Origin of the sequence: Paraburkholderia caledonica, from assembly GCF_000383275.1 — a bacterium.
GTDB lineage: Bacteria > Pseudomonadota > Gammaproteobacteria > Burkholderiales > Burkholderiaceae > Paraburkholderia > Paraburkholderia caledonica.
Genome location: NZ_KB911040.1, coordinates 126720 through 146656 on the forward strand (window position 1 = coordinate 126720; position 19937 = coordinate 146656).

General features: G+C 62.3%; 20 protein-coding genes and 2 tRNA genes. 10 read left to right on the forward strand and 12 right to left on the reverse strand.

The window, feature by feature from the left end; translation table 11 throughout:
- Window positions 1–157: 157 nt before the first annotated feature.
- Window positions 158–1357 carry a lytic transglycosylase domain-containing protein gene (locus H281_RS0120705; protein ID WP_020069070.1) on the reverse strand — a complete coding sequence of 400 codons (1200 nt, stop codon included), beginning with the start codon at window positions 1355–1357 and terminating at the stop codon, window positions 158–160.
- Between the two features lie 602 nt (window positions 1358–1959).
- Between H281_RS0120705 and H281_RS0120710 the strand changes: the two genes are divergently transcribed.
- Both H281_RS0120710 and H281_RS0120715 read left to right on the forward strand, forming a co-directional pair.
- Complete coding sequence (locus H281_RS0120710) at window positions 1960–3528, forward strand: UbiD family decarboxylase (RefSeq protein ID WP_020069071.1); 1569 nt, start codon at window positions 1960–1962, stop codon at window positions 3526–3528.
- 58 nt (window positions 3529–3586) lie between these two features.
- Window positions 3587–4282 carry a LysE family translocator gene (locus H281_RS0120715; RefSeq protein ID WP_020069072.1) on the forward strand — a complete coding sequence of 232 codons (696 nt, stop codon included), beginning with the start codon at window positions 3587–3589 and terminating at the stop codon, window positions 4280–4282.
- A 76-nt stretch (window positions 4283–4358) separates the two neighbouring features.
- On the opposite strand, the gene H281_RS0120720 is transcribed toward H281_RS0120715, so the two are convergent.
- The 3 genes from H281_RS0120720 to H281_RS36925 form a co-directional block, all read right to left on the reverse strand.
- On the reverse strand, window positions 4359–5324 hold the full coding sequence (locus H281_RS0120720; RefSeq protein ID WP_027804806.1) for a threo-3-hydroxy-L-aspartate ammonia-lyase: 966 nt from the start codon (window positions 5322–5324) through the stop codon (window positions 4359–4361).
- 217 nt (window positions 5325–5541) lie between these two features.
- On the reverse strand, window positions 5542–5856 hold the full coding sequence (locus H281_RS0120725) for a hypothetical protein (protein ID WP_020069074.1): 315 nt from the start codon (window positions 5854–5856) through the stop codon (window positions 5542–5544).
- Window positions 5857–6224: 368 nt separating this feature from the next.
- Window positions 6225–6386 (reverse strand): hypothetical protein, encoded by a 162-nt coding sequence (locus tag H281_RS36925; protein ID WP_164701921.1) that lies wholly within the window; start codon window positions 6384–6386, stop codon window positions 6225–6227.
- Between the two features lie 239 nt (window positions 6387–6625).
- On the opposite strand from H281_RS36925, the gene H281_RS0120740 reads away from it, so the two are divergent.
- The 4 genes from H281_RS0120740 (at window position 6626) to H281_RS0120755 (ending at window position 8906) form a co-directional block, all read left to right on the forward strand.
- Complete coding sequence (locus tag H281_RS0120740; protein WP_020069077.1) at window positions 6626–7567, forward strand: Rossmann-like and DUF2520 domain-containing protein; 942 nt, start codon at window positions 6626–6628, stop codon at window positions 7565–7567.
- A 77-nt stretch (window positions 7568–7644) separates the two neighbouring features.
- Window positions 7645–7965, forward strand: coding sequence for an EthD family reductase (locus tag H281_RS0120745; RefSeq protein ID WP_020069078.1), 321 nt, complete (start codon window positions 7645–7647; stop codon window positions 7963–7965).
- 197 nt (window positions 7966–8162) lie between these two features.
- Window positions 8163–8726 (forward strand): YggT family protein, encoded by a 564-nt coding sequence (locus H281_RS0120750; protein ID WP_020069079.1) that lies wholly within the window; start codon window positions 8163–8165, stop codon window positions 8724–8726.
- A 106-nt stretch (window positions 8727–8832) separates the two neighbouring features.
- Window positions 8833–8906 (forward strand) — tRNA-Gly (locus tag H281_RS0120755).
- 108 nt (window positions 8907–9014) lie between these two features.
- On the opposite strand, the gene H281_RS0120760 is transcribed toward H281_RS0120755, so the two are convergent.
- Window positions 9015–9398 (reverse strand): aggregation-promoting factor C-terminal-like domain-containing protein, encoded by a 384-nt coding sequence (locus H281_RS0120760; RefSeq protein ID WP_020069080.1) that lies wholly within the window; start codon window positions 9396–9398, stop codon window positions 9015–9017.
- A gap of 415 nt (window positions 9399–9813) precedes the next feature.
- Between H281_RS0120760 and trmB the strand changes: the two genes are divergently transcribed.
- The gene (trmB, locus tag H281_RS0120765) at window positions 9814–10602 is read left to right on the forward strand and encodes a tRNA (guanosine(46)-N7)-methyltransferase TrmB (RefSeq protein WP_020069081.1); all 789 of its coding nucleotides are present in this window, start codon (window positions 9814–9816) and stop codon (window positions 10600–10602) included.
- Between the two features lie 62 nt (window positions 10603–10664).
- On the opposite strand, the gene H281_RS0120770 is transcribed toward trmB, so the two are convergent.
- The 3 genes from H281_RS0120770 to H281_RS0120780 are packed head-to-tail and all read right to left on the reverse strand — an operon-like array spanning window position 10665 to window position 12532.
- Window positions 10665–11516, reverse strand: coding sequence for an undecaprenyl-diphosphate phosphatase (locus H281_RS0120770; protein ID WP_020069082.1), 852 nt, complete (start codon window positions 11514–11516; stop codon window positions 10665–10667).
- Between the two features lie 50 nt (window positions 11517–11566).
- On the reverse strand, window positions 11567–12157 hold the full coding sequence (locus tag H281_RS0120775) for a DUF1439 domain-containing protein (RefSeq protein ID WP_020069083.1): 591 nt from the start codon (window positions 12155–12157) through the stop codon (window positions 11567–11569).
- Window positions 12158–12211: 54 nt separating this feature from the next.
- A complete protein-coding gene (locus tag H281_RS0120780; RefSeq protein ID WP_020069084.1) occupies window positions 12212–12532 on the reverse strand; it encodes a YkgJ family cysteine cluster protein in 321 nt (106 codons plus the stop codon).
- Window positions 12533–12753: 221 nt separating this feature from the next.
- Between H281_RS0120780 and hemN the strand changes: the two genes are divergently transcribed.
- A complete protein-coding gene (gene hemN / locus H281_RS0120785) occupies window positions 12754–14139 on the forward strand; it encodes an oxygen-independent coproporphyrinogen III oxidase (RefSeq protein WP_020069085.1) in 1386 nt (461 codons plus the stop codon).
- 106 nt (window positions 14140–14245) lie between these two features.
- Window positions 14246–14330, forward strand: a tRNA-Leu gene (locus tag H281_RS0120795).
- A gap of 132 nt (window positions 14331–14462) precedes the next feature.
- Here H281_RS0120795 and H281_RS0120800 read toward each other — a convergent pair.
- A complete protein-coding gene (locus H281_RS0120800; RefSeq protein WP_020069086.1) occupies window positions 14463–15848 on the reverse strand; it encodes an amino acid permease in 1386 nt (461 codons plus the stop codon).
- Window positions 15849–16060: 212 nt separating this feature from the next.
- Between H281_RS0120800 and H281_RS0120805 the strand changes: the two genes are divergently transcribed.
- Entirely contained in the window at window positions 16061–17026 is a 966-nt protein-coding gene (locus H281_RS0120805; protein WP_020069087.1) for an alpha/beta hydrolase, read from the forward strand.
- 56 nt (window positions 17027–17082) lie between these two features.
- On the opposite strand, the gene H281_RS0120810 is transcribed toward H281_RS0120805, so the two are convergent.
- From H281_RS0120810 to gsiD, 3 genes are read right to left on the reverse strand one after another with little or no spacing between them, the layout of a single operon-like run.
- Window positions 17083–17916 carry a M55 family metallopeptidase gene (locus H281_RS0120810; RefSeq protein ID WP_020069088.1) on the reverse strand — a complete coding sequence of 278 codons (834 nt, stop codon included), beginning with the start codon at window positions 17914–17916 and terminating at the stop codon, window positions 17083–17085.
- A complete protein-coding gene (locus tag H281_RS0120815; protein ID WP_020069089.1) occupies window positions 17916–19028 on the reverse strand; it encodes a DmpA family aminopeptidase in 1113 nt (370 codons plus the stop codon). The genes H281_RS0120810 and H281_RS0120815 overlap by 1 nt, the downstream gene beginning before the upstream one ends.
- Window positions 19025–19930 carry a glutathione ABC transporter permease GsiD gene (gsiD, locus tag H281_RS0120820; RefSeq protein ID WP_020069090.1) on the reverse strand — a complete coding sequence of 302 codons (906 nt, stop codon included), beginning with the start codon at window positions 19928–19930 and terminating at the stop codon, window positions 19025–19027. Before gsiD ends, H281_RS0120815 begins: the two co-directional genes overlap by 4 nt.
- Window positions 19931–19937 lie beyond the last annotated feature (7 nt).

The window sequence follows — 19937 nt, forward strand, 5'->3', positions numbered from 1 at the left end:
CCGCAGCCAGGCACAGCCGGGCTCTGGACGCTGCTGTCTGTTTGTCTTTCGGCCGCGCGACCTCCCCAAAAGCAAAAAAGGACACCCGAGGGTGTCCTTTTTCTTGCCGTTCGCGTTCGTGTCAGGCGATCAGCATGAGGCTGGCTTTGCGAGCGATTCAGGCGCCCAGTTCCGCGGCAGACGCCACGTGTTTGGGAGCGCTCGTGCTGGCATCGTCCTGCTCCGAGACCGGCGTCTTGCCCGGCGCAGCGGCGCTCAACGGATGGCTTCCTTCCAGCGTGACCTGCACCCGCTTGCCGTTGCTGTTGTTCGCAGCAGCGGACGACGATGACGACGACGCATTATTCGATGCCGTGATAACCGGCGCCTGCGGCGCGTTGATCGGCACCTTGCGGCCGCGCGCCACGTCACGCAGACGCGCGCGTTCTGCCATCACCTTGGCGCCGTAGCCGCCGTCGTCCTGCGACGTCGAGCCGACATACAGCCGCAGTCCGCCCGGCAGCGAACCGCCGCGCGCGATGCAATCCTTCAGAACCAGCGCGCCCACCTTGATGTTCGCGACCGGCTCAAGCGCAGCGCTCTCGCCGCCGAAATACTGAAACTTGTCCGAATGAACCTTGGACATCACCTGCATCAGGCCCTGGGCGCCCACGCCGCTCTCGGCGTACGGGTTGAAGCCCGATTCGATCGCCATGACCGACAGCAACAGCAGCGGGTCGAGACCGACTTCGCGACCGGTGTCGAACGCAGCCTTGACCAGCTCGCCGACAGGCTCCTGGGCGACGCGGTAGCGACGAGCCAGGTACGACGCTACGAGAGCCTGTTCACGCGACGAAATCAGCACGCGATCGTCGCGCGCGTCGGCGGACACGCGTTGCGCAGGAATCAGCCGCGCCAACGCCGAAACGCTTTGCATCGTGCGCGGATCGAGGCCGTTGAGCGCCGCGATTCCCATGCCGGCCGAGCCGGAACCGTCGAACGCGCCGTCATAACTGGTGTTGCTGACGCTCACGCCCACGTTATTGCCGACGCTTGCTGCGTCAGCGCTGTTTGGGTTCGAGTTCGCGGACAGCGTTTCGTCCGACGAGGTACGCCCCGGCGGCCCGAAAGCAGGCAGCGGGTTGCCTTGCAGCAGGCGCGCGGGGCCAGCTTGCACAGCCGCGGAAAGGACCGGCATCAGCTTCGCCGCGAGGGTGCCGCGCCACGTGGGCATCAGCCACAGCGCGATTGCCAGCACCACGGCAATGCCGCCGACAATGCTGAACAGGTGATGACTCAATTGCGTCCCGCGACGGACTGCACCGCGCACGACTTGCGCGATACGTTCGTCGGGACGCCACGATAACCAGGCGTTCATTCAGATCTCCCATGTTGCATGATCCGCGAACCCCACCGGAAAAACAGGCGGTACCACACATTCGCAGAGTCAAGACATCGCGCGCTCTGTCTGGTTAGGGCAGCAGCGACGTCGGGAAAACGGCAAATACCGTTTGTGGGGAGCCTTCCTGAAAAGCGGTCCGCGGCATGCCGAAAACATGCGGGCGGTGGCTCCCACGCGAAAAACCAGCGTCAGTTGACGCTGGCAAGGACATCGATAAGACCGACGAATACCGTGCAGGGCTTCGGTAAGCGGTGACGCGTTGCGTCTAATGGGACCGGGGGCAGTGGTAAAAGGTTCACGCCCTGCAACCAACGTGGACGGATTCTAGGGCACGGTTTTATAGATCGTCAACACTATAAACTCGCGAAAGTATAACTAATTGTAATAACGACAAGGGTTCCGACCGCTCAAATGGCCGTACGGAGCGGTTTTTCGGCATTTTGGCGATTGCTGCTCGCCCTATTACGTTCGGCCGATCTACGTGCGCTAGCCAACGCAGGTAAAATCGACAATCGTCCTGGCGCCTCCTCCGCAGTCGCGCTTCCTCTATCGCCGCTCGCGGCACACAACCGCATCAGATGAAATACAAAGACCTGCGTGACTTCATCGGCCGTCTCGAGACGATTGGAGAACTGCGCCGTATCCCGCAAAAGGTATCGCCTGTACTGGAAATGACCGAACTGTGCGACCGCGTGCTGCGCGCCGGGGGGCCGGCTCTGCTGTTTGAGAACCAGGAGGCGCATGCGTTCCCGGTGCTTGGCAACCTGTTCGGTACGCCGCGCCGGGTAGCGCTCGGTATGGGCATCGACGCTGAAGCCGGCGAAGGCGACGGCGCCGCGCTCGATTCTCTGCGCGACGTCGGCCGGCTGCTCTCTGCGTTGAAGGAACCGGAGCCACCGAAAGGGCTGAAGGACGCGGGCAAACTGTTCTCGCTTGCGAAGGCGGTGTGGGACATGGCGCCACGAACCGTGAGCGCGCCACCTTGCCAGGAAATCGTGTGGGAGGGTAACGACGTCGACCTGGAAAAGCTGCCTATCCAGACTTGCTGGCCGGGGGACGCCGGCCCGCTGATCACGTGGGGCCTGACCGTCACAAAAGGCCCGAACAAGAGCCGACAAAATCTCGGCATCTATCGCCAGCAGTTAATCGGACGCAACAAGCTGATCATGCGCTGGCTCGCGCATCGTGGGGGCGCTCTCGACTTCCGCGAGTTCGCGTTGAAAAACCCCGGCCAGCCGTATCCGGTAGCGGTCGTGCTAGGTGCGGATCCGGCGACCATCCTCGGCGCGGTGACGCCAGTGCCGGACACGCTGTCCGAATACCAGTTCGCAGGCTTGCTGCGCGGTGCTCGGACGGAGCTGGCCAAGTGCATTACGCCGGGCGTCGACGGTCTGCAGGTACCCGCGCGCGCGGAAATCGTGCTCGAAGGCTTTATCTATCCGCAGGTAGGTGCGCCCCCGCCCGCTCCGGCCGGCGCGCCGCCGCGGCCGGCCAAGGGCGCCTCGGCCGCCTATGAGCACGCGCTGGAGGGCCCGTATGGCGACCATACCGGCTACTACAACGAACAGGAGTGGTTCCCGGTATTCACTGTTGAGCGCATCACGATGCGCCGCGACGCGATCTACCATTCCACGTACACCGGCAAACCGCCCGACGAGCCTGCCGTGCTCGGCGTCGCGCTCAACGAAGTGTTCGTGCCGCTTCTGCAGAAGCAGTTCAGCGAGATTACCGATTTCTATCTGCCGCCAGAAGGATGCAGCTACCGCATGGCGATCGTGCAGATGAAGAAGAGCTACCCGGGCCACGCCAAGCGCGTGATGTTCGGCGTCTGGAGCTTCCTGCGGCAGTTCATGTATACGAAGTTCATTGTGGTCGTGGACGAAGACGTCAACATTCGCGACTGGAAAGAAGTGATCTGGGCGATCACCACGCGCGTCGACCCGACGCGCGATACGGTGCTCGTCGATCGCACGCCGATCGACTATCTCGACTTCGCGTCGCCGGTCGCGGGCCTCGGTTCGAAGATGGGACTCGACGCGACCAATAAATGGCCTGGCGAGACCGATCGCGAATGGGGCCGGCCCATCGAAATGAGCGCGGCGGTGAAGCAGCGAATCGACAGTTTGTGGAACGAACTGGGACTGTGAGCGCGTCGAGCGTACCGAGCGCGCGGCCGCATAACAAACAGATGGAGCAGTTGCAGGCATGCATGCCTTCTCGATGATGTCGGACGGGTTCTTCCTGTCTTTGTCGTTGTGCCTCGACATCGGCCTCGTGAACGTCGCGATGATTTCGCTGGCGCTGTCGCACGGATTCAAGCCGGGCTTCTGGCTCGGCCTTGGGTCGTGCGTCGGCGATCTTATTTATGCGGCGCTTGCGCTAGCGGGCATGGCTGCGCTGCTGCAGTTCGAGTCGGTGCGCTGGGTCGTGTGGATTGGCGGCGCGGTCATCCTGCTGTTTCTTACCTGGAAGATGGCGCGCGAAGCGATGTTCCCGGCGTCGGCACCGCCTGTCGCTGGCGAGGCGGACGCCAGTTCGCCGCATCTGTCTGCGTGGCGCGGCTTCCTGCGCGGGGTGTTGCTGGCGGTGTCGTCACCCTCGGCGATTCTGTGGTTTGCCGCAGTCGGGGGCGCGCTGATCGCCAAAGCCGGCGCGACGAGCGCCAAAACCGCGCCCGTATTTCTCGGCGGTTTCTTTCTTGGCGGCTTGTGCTGGACGGTGTTCATCTGCGGCCTGGGCAGCCACGGCCGCAAGCGGGCCGGCACCGGTTTGCTGCGCGCGTGCCATGTGTTGTCCGCACTGCTGTTCGCCTACTTCTCTTACAGCGTGATCGTGAACGGTTACCGCGATCTGATTCTGCAAACGGCAGAGCGCTCGCCGGTTGCACAAGCGGCGAGTTGATATGCAACGGCCCGCCCTATGAACCTGGGGCGGGCCGTCTTCCTACCCGTCAAGCCGGCTTCGCGCCGGAAAACAATCAGGCCAGGTACTGCGCGAGCTTCTCGAGATCGACGTTACCGCCGCTCACCACCACGCCCACACGCTTGCCCTTCACTGGCACCACGCCGTTGAGCACGGCCGCCGCCGCGAGGCAGCCGGTCGGCTCAACGACGATCTTCATGCGTTGGGCGAAAAAGCGCATGGTGTCGATCAACTGCTCGTCGGTGACGGTTTCGATCCGCGCAACGAGCTTGCGAATGATCGCAAACGTGTAGTCGCCCAGATGCGTCGAGGCCGCGCCATCGGCGATGGTGCGCGGTGTGTCGATATGCACGATCTCGCCGCGCGCAAGAGATTGCTGACCGTCGTTGCCCGCTTGCGGCTCGACGCCGATTACCGTGCAGTCCGGGCTCAAGGCCGCCGCCGACAACGCGCTGCCGCCAATCAGCCCGCCACCGCCCAGACACACGAATAGCATGTCGAGCGGCCCCGTTTCGTCGATCAATTCCTTCACCGCCGTGCCCTGCCCCGCGATCACATGGGGATGATCGTATGGCGGAATCAGCGTCATGCCGCGCTCCTCGGCGAGCCGTCGGCCGATTTCCTCGCGGTTCTCCTTATACCGGTCGTAGCTGATTACCTCGCCGCCATAGCCCTTGGTGGCGGCCACTTTGGCCGCGGGCGCGTCGTGCGGCATGATGATCGTCGCGCGGATGCCGGCGAGGCGCGCCGACAGCGCAATAGCCTGCGCATGGTTGCCGGACGAATAGGTCAGCACGCCGGCCTTGCGCTGCTCCGCGTCGAAATGCGAGATCGCGTTATAGGCGCCGCGAAACTTGAACGCGCCCATTCGCTGAAAGTTCTCGCACTTGAAGAATACCGACGCTCCGGTGCGCTCGTTGAACGTGCTCGATGTCAGGACTGGCGTGCGGTGCGCGACGCCCTCGAGTCGCGCTGCGGCGTCGAGCACGTCGTCGAATGTGGGAGCGGGGAGTGGGTGCATCGGCTGCATTGGCGAAGTTCTCCAGAGCGGTGGGGAAACAGCCATTCTCCCAGCTTCGCTGACGCTTTGAAACGTCGGCAACAACTCACCAATGCCGTAAAAGCAAAACGGCGTAACGCGGCGACCAAGCCGGCGTTACGCCGTTAAGACTGTCTGCCCGCCTAGAGCGAGGCGCCAACCAGGCAGGTGTCGATCACAACTCGTGGGTAAGGCAGAATTAGCGCCGATAGTAACCGTGGCCATAACCACCACCGTAATAGCCGTGGCGATAATAAGGGCGACCGTAACCGTAATACCCACCCACTACGACGGGCGGCGGGCCGTAGACCACAGGCGGCGGCGCATAGACGACGGGAGGCGGCGGCGAATAGTACACCGGCGGCGGCGGGGCATAGACGGGCGCGGCATAGACAGGATAAGCCGGCGCGACCGGTACCCCGATACCGATACCGACAGAGACGTGTGCCTGCGCGGTGGCGGCAAGCCCCACGCCTAGTGCTGCGGCAACGACGAACGGAACGATCTTCTTCACTTTGTTCTCCTGGCGCGGCCCATTGAAGGTCGCCAACTTCGCATGCCGTGCATGCTACGAAATCAATTTATCCAAAAAGCCCGCGCGACGCTGTTCGCATTTGTTGCAAATTGCAATACGCGAAAAGGTTTTGCGCTGTCGCCTCGAAAGCAGTATCGCTTGAAAAGCGCGAACGGCCTGAGGAATCAACGGATTAGGCCTCTTCGCGGTGGACACGACGGTGTTGCGAGGCAATGGCGAGTTAAACGGACGCCGCGTCGGTAATCTTTAATTACAAATTAGCTTCAATGCTGACGGCGCAGAGCAACGGCCCAATAAAAAACCCGGCGCAGAGGCCGGGCTTTGTTAAGGCTCAAAACGGGTGTCGGTCAGCCGACCTTCACGTACGCGAATTCGCGGGACACGTTGGGTGGCACGTAGGCGGCGCTGATGCGCACGCGTGGGCTGAGACGCTTCTTCTGATCCCACCAGCGACGCCGCTGAGCGTGGGTCAAGAACCGCAAGTGCTTCCGGTAAGAAAAAATATTCATCGTAGCCTCCCCGAATCCGATTGCGAAATTGCGAAGCGAATACCCATAGACAGCCACGGCCGACCGGCCATCCGGAAATTGTGAGCAGTTTTCAAGCCCGCAGGGCGCGCGCGACGCCATGATCAGCAGCTCGCGTCATATCGCAGGCAAACTCATCTGACGACCGTTGCACGCGCTGCGCGCTTGCCGATGCGCGATACTGCTTGTTCCCTATCACGCCCCGTCTGGAGCACGTCGACATGTCCCAGTCCCAGCCCGACTCCCATTTGCCACGCCTCGGCTTTATCGGCGCGGGCCGGCTCGCGCGATGCCTCGCGCTGAGTTTTTCGCGCGCAGGCTATCCGGTGACGGCAGTGGCGAGCCGCACGCCGGCTTCCACTAGCCGGCTCGCCAGTCAAATTCCCAACTGCATGGCGCTCGACGATCCTCAGCAAGTCGTCGACGGCGCCGATGTTGTCTTTTTAGCCGTTCCCGACGACAGCATCGGTACGTCAGCGCACACACTGCGTTTCGCCCCCGATGCAGTCTATGGCAAGGCGCTCGTGCATTGCAGCGGCGCGTCGCCGGTCGAGTTGCTGGCGGGCGCGCGGGACCAGGGCGCGGCGATTGGAGGCTTTCATCCGCTCTACCTGTTCAGCGGCGAACTGGCCGACCTCGACCGTATCGCCGGCTGCTCGGTGACGATCGAGGCCGACGGCGACCTGAAAGACACGCTGACGGCGTTGGCCGTCGCGCTAGGCTGTCATCCGTTGTCGATTCCGCCGGGCGGCCGCATGCTTTACCACGGCGCCGCGCACTATGCGGCGAGTTTCGCGCTCTGCAGCCTGGCTGAATGCGTCGCGCTGTGGCGCACGCTCGGTTTTGCCGAGGACGAAGCATTGCGCGCGCTGTTGCCGATGCTCGCGGGCACCATCCAGACCGCTCGCGACAAGGGACTGCCCAACGCGCTAGCCGGGCCGGTCTCGCGCGGCGACACCGGTGTCGTGCAAAAGCAGTTGGCGTTGATGGAAAGCCTCGGCGGAGATCACGCTGCGTTGTACGGTTTGCTGTCACGGCGCGCGGTCGAGCTGGCGCAACGCCGCGCCACGCCGCCGGCGGCAATCGCCGCAATCGCCGACGCGGTGGAAGATTCGTTGAGCCGCTCGCTGAATCAGGCGGCAGCAGGTGCAAGCGTCAAGTAAGCCGTGATAATGTGACGTCCGGCGCCGCGCGCAATCCGCCGGCGCCTCGCTTCGGGACCAACAGACGAGAACGCACAATGATCAAGGTCAGCATCCTCTATCCGTATCGGGAAAACGGCCACTTCGACGTGGACTATTACTGCGTCACCCACATGCCGCTCGCGGCGGAACTGTTTGGCCCGTCGCTGAAGGGCTGGTCCGTCGACGTGGGCATCAACGCGGGCCCGCCGGGTACGCCGCCGCCTTATGTGGCCGCGGGTCACTTCCTGTTCGACAGCACGGATGACTTTTACAAGGTCTTCAAGCCGGCATCCGAACGCCTGCTGGCCGACATTCCGAACTACACCGACGGCGGCAACGGCGCCATTCTCATCAGCGAAATCAAGGTTTCCGTGTGACTGGCCGCACTTGATGCGGGGGCGGCTCTTCGTCCGTCGTTGAAATGCGAGCCTTGCACGACCCGTATCATCCGCTTGGCAATGCATGCGGCCGCGTCGGCGGCCGATGCCAGTTACTGACCCGCCTGTGCTCCAGACCGAAAAGCACCGGCGCCCATGCCGTTCCACGGCTGTCATCAGAAGCATAAGGACACACGATGTTTGGCGATATCGCCCGTTTTCTGCTCAATACCGTCTTCACCCTCTTCGGCGCGGCGTTGCTGCTGCGCGCCTGGCTGCAGGTCGTGCGCATGCCGCCGTACAACCCGGTCACGAACGCAGTGCTACAAGCGACGAACTGGATCGTTCTGCCGCTGCGCCGCATTCTGCCGAGCACGCGCAACGTCGACTGGGCGAGCCTCGTCGCGGCGCTGATCGCGGCGATCGTCTACGTCGTGCTGATGGTGGTCCTGACCGGCGCCGACCCGCTCACGCTGGTGCCGACGCTGCTGATCGTCGCGGTGCTGACCGTGATCAAGTGGGCGCTGAATCTGATCATCTGGATGACGATCCTGATGGCGCTGCTGTCCTGGCTGAATCCGCGTTCGCCGGCAATGCCGATCCTTTTTCAACTGACCGCACCGTTTCTGAATCCGCTGCGACGCGTCGTGCCGCATCTGGGAGGCATCGACCTCTCGCCGATTCTTCTGTTCGTGATCGTGCAGGTGCTGCTGATGGTGGTCACGCGCGCCGCCGTCCAACTGACTTACTTCGTGATCTGAAGCAAAGCGGAATGCCGGACGATGTCGCCGCGCACAGTGCGGCATAAGGAAGAGCAGCGGCGCAGTTTGCGCTCGCTGCCCTTTCGCGAGTAAAATAGCGCGCTCTGCGGGCGTCGTATAATGGTAATACCCTAGCTTCCCAAGCTAGAGCCGTGGGTTCGATTCCCATCGCCCGCTCCAGATACTTTCCGGCAGTTTGGCAACCCGCTCGCAACTGCTGCTTCGAAGAAAGTATCTGCATTCACCGCACTGAAGTTCAGTTACGCAAAGCAGAACACGCCTGATACGTCAAATCCACTGATTGGCTTTCCACGCCAAACGGGCGGACGCCGCATTGTGATAGCGGCCGAGAATATATCGAATTCCGCCGCGGCATTCTTCCACTGCATTGCCAAAAGACTTGACGCCATCCGGATTCAATTCATATTGCGACGGCAGCAATTGATACAGCCCGCGTGCGCCGGATTTAGGATTGCGCAGGTTCACCGCACCGCCCGACTCCTGCGCCATCAGCCACAGCAGATCGTTGAATTGAGTCAGCGGCACACCTTCAGTCGACATCGCTTCCCGAAGCGCATTCACGGACGTAGCGGGAATCTTGGTGGGTTTAATCGGGCTCCAGCCGGTTTTCGCTGGTTTTGCTTCGCGGTGATTGTGTGTGTGCTTACTCATAACGTATTCGCGTAGTTTAATCGTTGAAAAGGGCTGGCTTACAGAACGATTAAATCATACAAGACCTGCACCGTTATTAAAACGTAATGTGCGCTGCCTGCGGTCGCGGCGAACGGCGCGCTGTCTGGACGCACCCTTTCGCGTTGTGCTACCTTACGCGCACTTGCAACGCCCGCTCCACCTTGTTGCCGAGCCTTGGGCACTAATCAGGCACGAGCCGCCTCTACGAAGGCGGCTTTTTTGTAGCGACGGCTAGTCCGCGCGGCGACTGATCGCAATCCGCTTGCCGACATGACAACCGGCTCGTGCTGACGCGGTGCGCCGCGTCGTCATCAGCGAGCGACGATCAGCGCCAATTTTGGCCAACCCGCGCCGAGCAAGCCGCGAAGCCTTCATCCTTGTAGCAGCATCGACCATGATCCACGATCCCAACAACGCCGGCTTGCCCGACGACCTTCCGACGTCCTCCAACGAAACAGACGATGTCGCCGCCGCCGACGACGACTCCGCGCCGCACAGCGAAGCCTTGCATCTTCGGCGCATTCGCAGCTTTGTCACGCGCGCCGGCCGCGTGTCGACCGGTCAGCGCCGCGCGATGGACGAGCTCGGCCCGAGCTTCGTCGTTCCGTTCACGCCGCAGCAGCCGGACTGGAACAGCGTATTCGGCCGTGAAGCGCCGCGCGTGCTGGAGATCGGCTTCGGCATGGGCGCGACCACCGCGGAAATCGCCTCGCACCGTCCAACTGACGATTTTCTCGGCGTCGAAGTGCACGAACCGGGCGTCGGCGCATTGTTGAAGTTGATGGGCGAGCAGGCGCTGACCAACATCCGCATCATTCAGCACGACGCCGTGGAAGTGCTCGAACAGATGATCGCGCCGGACAGCCTCGACGGCGTGCACATCTTCTTTCCCGACCCGTGGCACAAGGCGCGCCATCACAAGCGTCGCCTGATTCAGCCGAAGTTCGTCGCGCTGCTCGCGTCGCGCCTGAAGCCCGGCGCGTATCTGCATTGCGCGACCGACTGGCAGAGCTACGCCGAGCAGATGCTTGAAGTGCTCAACGCCGAGCCGACGTTGCACAACACCGTCGACGGCTATGCGCCGCGCCCCGAATATCGTCCCGTAACGAAGTTCGAGCGACGCGGCCTGCGCCTCGGCCACGGCGTGTGGGATCTCGTGTTCCGCAAACGCGACGTCGCATAAACAAAAAGGTCCGCCACCTCAAGTGACGGACCTTTTTTCCGGCCTGCGAAAAGCGGGGAGACTTACTCCGTCCAGCTCAGCGCCCCGCTATAGCCGACTAGCAGGATCAGTAATCCAAAGCCGATGCGATACCACGCGAACGCCGTGAAATCGTGTCCGGCGATGTAGCGAAGCAACCATCGCACACACAGAAAGGCACTGACGAACGCAGCCACGAAGCCGAGCGCGAAAACGCCGAGCGCGTCGACGGACAGCAGATGCCAGTCCTTGTACAACTCGTAGGCAGTCGCGCCGAACATGATCGGGATCGCGAGGAAAAACGAAAACTCAGTGGCCACGCGCCGGTCGAGTCCGAACAACATCCCGCCGATGATTGTCGAGCCCGAGCGCGACGTGCCAGGGATCAACGCGAAACATTGAGCGAGGCCGACTTTCAGCGCGTCCATTGCGCTCAGATCGTCCACGCTGGTCACGCGCGCAACCCTGGCTTGTCCGCCTTCGCGAGCCTGCGCGCGCTGGCGCGCTTCTGCCCACAAGATGACGACGCCGCCCACCACCAGCGCGAACGCCACCGGCACCGGCGAAAACAGCGCAGCCTTGATCGACTTTTCCAGCAGTAGACCGAGCACGACCGCCGGAATGGTCGCGATGATCACGTTCAACGTAAAGCGCCGCGCTTCCGGACGGCTCGGCAGGCCGGTCACCACGCTGCCGATACGGCGGCGAAACTCCCAGCACACCGCGAGAATCGCGCCGAGCTGAATGACGACGTCGAAGGTCTTGGCATGTTCGTCGGTGAAGTTGAGGAGACTCCCCGCGACGATCAGGTGCCCCGTACTCGACACCGGCAAAAATTCCGTCAAGCCTTCTACGACGCCCAGAATCAACGCCTTGCAAGCCAATAACCAGTCCATCCGTGCCCCTCATCGTTTTCGTTTGTCGGCCCTGCCGGTCACGCGCAACGTCATTTCTCGACGATTTGCACGCGTATACCGTTTGTAAGGATGGTGATTGTACCGGGTTCGTAATTAACTCCGGCAAATTGAAGTTGTTCCGGCTTGAATGTATAGATCGGGTAATTGCTCAATAACTGCGTGGCGAGCACGGCGGCGGCGGCGTTGATCTGTTGCGTATAAGCCTGCGCGTCGCCGGTCACGCTGACGTTGTCGACGTTGGGCGATTTCAGCACGACGGATTTGCTCGCGGCGTCGTACGCAAGTTCGCTCGACAACGTGAAGACGCCGTCGACCGGCTGCGGCATGAACGGGCTCGCGAGGTGCGCATCGAGCTTCACCGAAACACGGTTCGCGTCGGGCAGCAAGCCGACCACCGGATGGCTCAGCGCGACGTCGAATACTTGTGAGACAGTGCGTTGATAAGGGAATTTGCGCTGCACGGCGTCTTGCACTTGCTGCTGCGAGAACGTGTAGTGCGACGGAATGAATGGAAAGATCGACGCGGCGCAGGCCGTGAGCGAGACAACGCCAAGCGCGCCGGCACCGGCCAGCGCTGCGAGTAGAAAACGGCGCCTGGTGGGCGCGACAAGTCCAGTCATACACAATCTCCGATCAACCACAGTTGAGAGCCTGCCTCGGTCCAGGTACTTGCTTTATCCAACTTCCGGCCGGGTCTGCGCTTCGAGCAGCGTGAGCCATGCAAGCGCGCTTTCTCTGTCCGGCCCACACATTTCCAACTGCGGCTGCAGCCCCGAGCAGCATGCCGGCCGCTCGGGCCGGCCGAAGATCGCGCATCGCAAGTCTTCGCCTAGTTGCACGCAGCGCACGCCCGCCGGCTTGCCGTTCGGCATGCCCGGAATCGGACTCGAAATCGACGGCGCGATACAACACGCGCCGCAATCGGGGCGGCACGCATGATCTGCCACATCAAACGGAGAGTCGCGTTTCGTCACGCGATCGCGCACATCACTCACTACACATTGTCCTTAAATCGAAGAGCGGCGTATCGCCACCCGACCCGCATTGTGCCACTGCGTCGCGTGCGACCTTTTTACACAATCCGGCGCGAGACCGCTCACGTAAACTCGACTGACCCTCAAGGCCACGCTCGTGAGGCGCCGCGAGTTCCGTTCATCAATGCGGGAAACAGCGGAGTTCCCGCCTCTTTGCCGGTGGCCATCACAACGAGCCCTTCATGACCACCGCCAATTCGCTGTTTCGCCCGGATCTGCTCGCCAAGTACAGCGCGAACGGCCCACGTTATACGTCCTATCCCACTGCCCTTCAGTTCCGCGACAACTTCTCCGTTGCCGACTATTTACGCGCCGCAGCGGACCCCGGCGCATCGGCCGCGGACCTCTCGCTGTACTTCCATATTCCGTTCTGCGACACAGTTTGCTTCTACTGCGGCTGCAACAAGATCGCGACGAAAAACCGCGCGCGCGCCCGCCCGTACCTCGAACAGCTGAAGCGCGAAATGGCCTTGCAGGCAGCGTGTTTCGATACGCGCCGGCCAGTATCGCAATTGCATCTGGGCGGCGGCACGCCCACGTTCATGTCGAACGATGAACTGGCCGAGCTGATGAGCGCGGCCCGCGAGCACTTCACCTTGCTGCCCGACGACGAAGCCGAATATTCGATCGAAGTCGATCCGCGCGAGGCTTCGCCCGAGACCATCGCGCATCTACGCAAGCTCGGCTTCAATCGCCTGAGTCTCGGCGTGCAGGACTTCGATCCGCTCGTGCAGCGCGCCATCAACCGCATTCAGCCGCTCGATATGACTGCCTCCGTCATGCAGGCCGCGAGGCATACAGGCTTTCATTCGATCGGCGTCGATCTGATCTACGGGCTGCCGCATCAAACGGTGGAAAGCTTCACTCGCACGCTCGATACGATGATCGAACTCGCGCCTGATCGCGTCTCCGTGTTCGCGTATGCGCATATGCCGCAGCTCTTTAAAATGCAACGTCAGATGGACGCGGCCACGCTGCCCTCGCCTGCAATGCGGCTCGCTATCTTGCAACGGGTAGTCGAGCGTCTGACAGCGGCGGGCTACGTCTACATCGGCATGGATCACTTCGCGCTGCCCACCGATGAACTGGCGCGCGCGCAGGCACAGCGAACCTTGCACCGCAACTTCCAGGGCTACAGCACGCGTGCCGAATGCGACCTGATCGGCTTCGGCGCGTCGTCGATCGGCAAGGTCGGCGACGTCTACACGCAGAACGCGAAAGACCTGCCCGCATATGGCGCGGCGATCAACGCCGGCAAACTGGCAATTGCACGCGGTGTACGCCTCACCGCCGACGACCGTCTGCGCCGCGACATCATCACCCAGTTGATGTGCAATCTGGAATTGCGGTTCGACGAATTCGAAGCGATGTACGGCATCCGCTTCGTCGATACGTTCGAGCCCGAACTCGACCGCTTGCGCGGCTTCGAGCAGGACGGCCTCTTGTCGCTGTCCGAGCGCAAGCTGGAAGTGCAGACGGCCGGGCGCATGCTCGTGCGCAACATCGCAATGGTGTTCGACCGCTATCTCGGCCAACAGACGCTCGAACGTTTCTCGCGCACTGTTTGACGGCATGGCGGGCGGCGGCTGCAACCGGCTTGCCCGTCGTCGAATTTTCGGCCATAATCTGCGTCTTCGCGACGCGCCAGTATCTCGCGCGTGCGCTGCAAGACGTGCCCAGGTGGTGAAATTGGTAGACGCAGGGGACTCAAAATCCCCCGCCGCAAGGCGTGCCGGTTCGATTCCGGCCCTGGGCACCAAACATTTTCGTAGTCAGCACGAAATCAGCGGCAAATCAGCCGCAAGATGTATCGCAAACCCGCGCAAGCCAAACGCTTCGCGGGTTTTTGCTTTTGGGCGAGCACGGCTCTCGCCGTGCTCGCCTCATCCTCCTAGCGTCCCACCACCCGCGCGGCAACATGCGCCGCCGCGCGACGACGCTTGAACGCATAACCCGCCCACATCACCACGAGCCAAACCGGCACGAGCAGCACGGACACCGACAGGCCAGGGGTCATCGCGAGAATCACGAGGATCAGCGCCATGAACGCGAGGCAGATCCAGTTGCTGACGGGAAACCAGAACGACTTGAAGACGAGTGTCTCGCCCGCTGCGACCATCGCCCGGCGCGACTTCAAATGCGTGAGGCTGATCAGCGCCCAGTTCAGCACGAGTGCAGCGACGACAAGCGCCATCAGCAAGCCGAGCGCCTCGGCGGGAATCAGATAGTTGACGATCACACAGGTGAACGTGGCCAGCGCCGATAAGCCGATCGCCATATACGGCACACCGCGCCGGTCGACCTTCATCAGTGCACGGGGCGCATTGCCCTGTTCCGCGAGACCGTACAGCATGCGGCTATTCGCATAGACGCCGCTGTTGTACACGGACAGCGCCGCGGTCAGCACCACGACGTTCAGCACGTTGGCGGTCAGCGTCGAACCGATCTGCGAAAAGATCATCACGAACGGACTGCCGCCGGCCGCGACTTCGTTCCACGGATACAGCGACAGCAGCACCGCGAGCGAGCAGATATAAAAAATCAGGATCCGGTAGATGACCTGATTCACGGCCTTCGGAATGCTCTTTTGCGGCTCGTCAGCTTCGGCCGCGGTAATGCCGATCAGTTCCAGCCCGCCGAACGAAAACATGATGACCGCGAGCATCGTGAACAGTCCGTGGAAACCATGCGGGAAAAATCCGCCATGGCTCCAGAGATTGCTGATCGACGCCTGCGGCCCGCCATGTCCGCTGACGAGCAGATAGCCGCCGAACAGGATCATGCCGATGACCGCCACGACCTTGATGATTGCGAACCAGAATTCCGTCTCGCCGTACGCTTTGACGTTCGCGAGGTTGATCGCGTTGATGCCCGCGAAGCACACCAGCGCCGACACCCACGTCGGCACACCGGGCCACCAGTAATGAACGTATGTGCCGACCGCAGTCAATTCGGCCATGCTGACGAGCACGTACAGCACCCAGTAGTTCCAGCCAGACAGAAAGCCAGGAAAGTCGCCCCAATACTTGTACGCGAAATGGCTGAACGAGCCGGCCACGGGTTCCTGCGCGACCATTTCGCCCAACTGCCGCATGATCATGAACGCGATGACACCGCCGATTGCATAGCCGAGAATCATCGAAGGGCCCGCGGCCTGCAGTACGCTTGCCGAGCCGAGAAAGAGTCCCGTGCCGATCGCGCCGCCCAATGCGATGAGCTGGATGTGGCGGTTCTTCAGCCCGCGCTTCAAGCCGTCTTGCTGTAGTGCATTGTCCAAATTGCGCCCCAGTGTATGGATTTCGATCGCCCGACCGGACTTGTGGTCCGCCCCGGCAGAACCGAAAATTTTACCTCGGCCGATATTGCCCAAATACTGGTACCAACCCGCGCTTTTTTTGCACCGCACCGGCACGGGAGGATAGCGGTTGTCACTGCCGCGTCGCTTCTGTATGTTGCCGTAGTCGGGTTCGATGCCTGAGGAGATGCAACATGTCGCCCAAACACCTGTTTTGCGCCGCCGTCCTTTGTCTCGGTTTCGAAAGCCTCGGCGTTTTTGCGCAAAACGTCGCACAGAACACGGCGCCTGCAGCCACGCCACCTGCGGCACCGGCCGCGGAACGCACGCCCGAACCCGCCCAGTCCGCCGAGCAGGTTACTCCTCCAGCAGCTGAAACCAGCCCATCTACGGTGCCATCCGCCGCCTCCGGGGCGCCCGCTACAGCCTCGGCCGCCAAGCCCGCCATCGCGACGATGACAGGACCGGTGCGCAATGTCGTGCTGGTTCACGGTGCGTTCGTCGACGGCTCGAGCTGGAACGGCGTCGTCGCGAAATTGCAGCAGAAGGGCTACCACGTGAGTTCGGTGCAAAACCCGCTGACCTCGCTCGCCGACGACGTCGCCGCGACACGTCGCGTGCTTGCTCGTCAGGAAGGCCCGACGATGCTCGTCGGCCACTCATGGGGCGGCGTCGTGATTACCGAAGCGGGGGCGAATGCGCCGAACGTCGCGGGGCTCGTGTACATCGCGGCAATCGCGCCCGATCTGCACGAGTCGACAATGGACCTGCTGAAGCGCGCCGCGCCCATGCCCTCAGGGCAGAGCATCATCAAGGACGCGAGCGGTTTTCTGTGGTTGGACCGCAGTAAATACCACGCTGACTTCGCCGCCGACGTCCCCGAAAATCTGACGCGTGTGTTGTCCGCCGCGCAAGTACCGATCGCCGCCAAGGCTTTCGGCGAAACGGTGAGCCAAGTCGCGTGGAAAGAGAAGCCGTCGTGGTACGTGGTGACGACAAAAGACCGCGCAGTGTCGCCGGACGTCGAAAGATTCATGGCGGAGCGGATGGGCGCGAAGATCGTGCCGATGGCGTCGAGCCATCTCGCGCCGGTGTCGCATGCGGGCGCGATTGCCGACGTGATAGACCGTGCCGCGCGCGAATTGAGCAGGCAGCAGTAGTACAGCCGTTCAATGACTCGCGGCGCGTCCTTCAACACAAACGCAGAACGCAAACGCTAGCGCAGCATGAACGACATCGCGGATAAACAGTTGAGCATGCGCACCGCATGTTCAGCCGATTCCGCGCCGAAGCGCAACGTGACGGCATCGACACGCGTGATAGTCGGCCACTGGCAAAACAGATCGGCTAGCGCGCTTGTCTGCACGCGCAATTCGCACTCGACAGGCTTGGCCGCGCCGCGTGTTGCTTGCGAAGGGTGACCGTTGGCGAGATGCTGCTGCACCACCTCGCGTGCAGCGCTTTCGATAGCTGCGCGAGCGCTGGCCGGCGACTGCGTGACGCCGCTCGCGTGTCCGGTTGCACTCTTCGTCACGACAAAGCGCGCGCCGGGAAAGCGCGGCGCGGTTTCGTCGGCGAAAACGTCGTCGCCGGATAAAAGCGCTACCTGTGCGCCATATTCTTCCGCCAGCGCGCCGTAGAGCCCCGCCTCGCCCACCTCTTCCCCGTTCAGCGACACGCGTGCAAACGCGAAACTGTTGATGGTATGCGCGAGGATGCCGCGCGTTTGCGACATTGCGTGATATCCAATCATGAAAACGAGCGCGGCGCCGTATTCCAGACCAGCCATCATGCCGAGCGTGCGCGGCTTGCCGAGCACCACCTGAGCTCGCGGGTCGAGCAGGTCGGGCAGCAGATTGCGGAACCCGCCGTGCGAATCGTTGACCCACACTTGAGTCGCGCCGCCGGCGAACGCACCTTCAATCGCCGCGTTCGCTTCGAGCGTCATCCAGCGGCGCGCAGCTTCGTATTCGCCGTTGCCCGAGCGTGTTTGTTCAGGATGGAACACGCCGGCAATCCCTTCGATGTCGGCGGAAATAAGGACTTTCATCAGGACTTTCTTTTCAGTAAATGCGCGAGATCGGGAGCGCTCTCGCCCAGTGATAAACGTCGATGCCCATCGCGGCCGGTCACGGACTCCGCGCTCCACAACGCATCGAGAATCGCCTGTTCGACGCTGTCTGCGCAGGCGCGAAAGAGCGGGTCCATGTGTTGATCGGCGAGCAGAGGCGGGAGCGCGATGAATTCGGCGATATGCGGCACCGTGTAGGCCGTTGAAAAAGCGAGCGCAATATCGCCGCTACCGTGACCATAGACGGAACCCGTGCGCGCAAGGCCCGCGGCCGTGCGCAACGAAAGGCGCTTGAGTTGACGCGCGTCGAGCGGTGCATCGGTTGCGACGATCATGATGATCGAGCCCTGCTCGGGCTTCGCGACGTCCGCACGTTTGCCAGCCGATTCCGCCTTCTCTGTTGCCGCACGCCCGGCAAGAATTCGCCCGAGCGGAGTACCGTCGACAATCAGCATCGGCAAACGGCCGAAGTTGGCGAGCACGAGCGCGCCCACTGTGTATTCACGTTGACCGATCCGCACCACACGCGAAGCATTGCCAATGCCGCCCTTCAGATCGAAGCACGACATGCCGCGCCCCGCTCCGACCGACCCGCTCGCAACGTTCGTACTCGCCGCGTCGTATGCCTGATTGAAGTGCTGCTCGCCGACTGCTAACGCCTGGATATCGTTCAGATATCCGTCGTTGCATTCGAACACCAGCGGATTAACGGTCGGCCACTCGCGGCCGATGCCCGGATTGGCGCGTATGGCCGCGCGAATCTGCGCCTGCGCCACAGCACCCACGCCGAAAGTATTGGTCAGCGCGATAGGCGTTTCGAGCGTGCCCAGTTCGTCGACCTGCACGAGGCCCACGCTCTTGCCAAAGCCATTGATTACCGACGACGCCGCCGGCACCTTGTCGAGAAACGGATCACCCGCATGCGGACGAATCACGGTCACGCCGGTTTGTAGCGCGCCATCATCGAGCGTGCAGTGTCCGACGCTCACGCCATGCACGTCGGCAATCGTGCCCAGCGGGCCGCACTGCAACTCGCCGATATGCGGTACCTCCGGCAAGTTGTGCAAACCCGGCAACTGCGTCGATCTCATGGGCGATCGAGCTTCGGGTCGAGCGCATCGCGCAAGCCGTCACCCAGCAGATTGAACGCGAGCACGGTCAGGAAGATCGCGAGACTCGGAAACAGCGCGATATGCGGAGCCGTGACCATATCCGCGCGTGCTTCGTTGAGCATTGCGCCCCACTCGGGCGTTGGCGGTTGAGCGCCCAGTCCGAGAAACGACAGACTAGCGGCGGTGATGATCGAGGTGCCGATACGCATCGTGAAGTACACGACCACCGACGAGATCGTGCCCGGCAAGATATGACGCACGATGATGGTCCAATCCGATGCGCCAATGCTACGCGCCGCTTCGATATACGTTAGCTGCTTGAGCATCAGCGTATTGCCGCGCACGAGCCGCGCGAAGGCTGGAATGCTGAAGATCGCCACCGCGCAGATCACGTTGATCATGCCGTTGCCGAGAATCGCGACCACACCGATTGCAAGCAGAATGCCGGGGAAAGCGAACAGCACGTCGGCCACGCGCATGGTGATGCGATCCCACCAGCCTTCGTAGTAGCCTGCGAGCAGCCCGAAGAAAGTGCCGATCACCGCGCCGATGGCTACAGACAAAAAGCCGGCTTCGAGTGAAATGCGTGAGCCCGCGAGAATACGGCTGAAAATATCGCGGCCCAATGAATCCACGCCGAACCAGTGGGCGGCCGAAGGCCCTGCATTCAACGCGTCGTAGTCGAAGAAGTTCTCAGGGTCGTAGGGCACGATATGCGGCGCGGCAATCGCGATCACGACCAGCAGCAACACGAAAATGCCCGCGGCGAGCGCGACGTGCTGCTTGCGAAACTTGCGCCAGAACTCGCTCCATGGCGTGCGGATCGCGCGCTCAGCGCCGGAAGGTTTGGCCGCGTCGGGCCCGGTGGCTGTCGTGCTCATGCAGGCC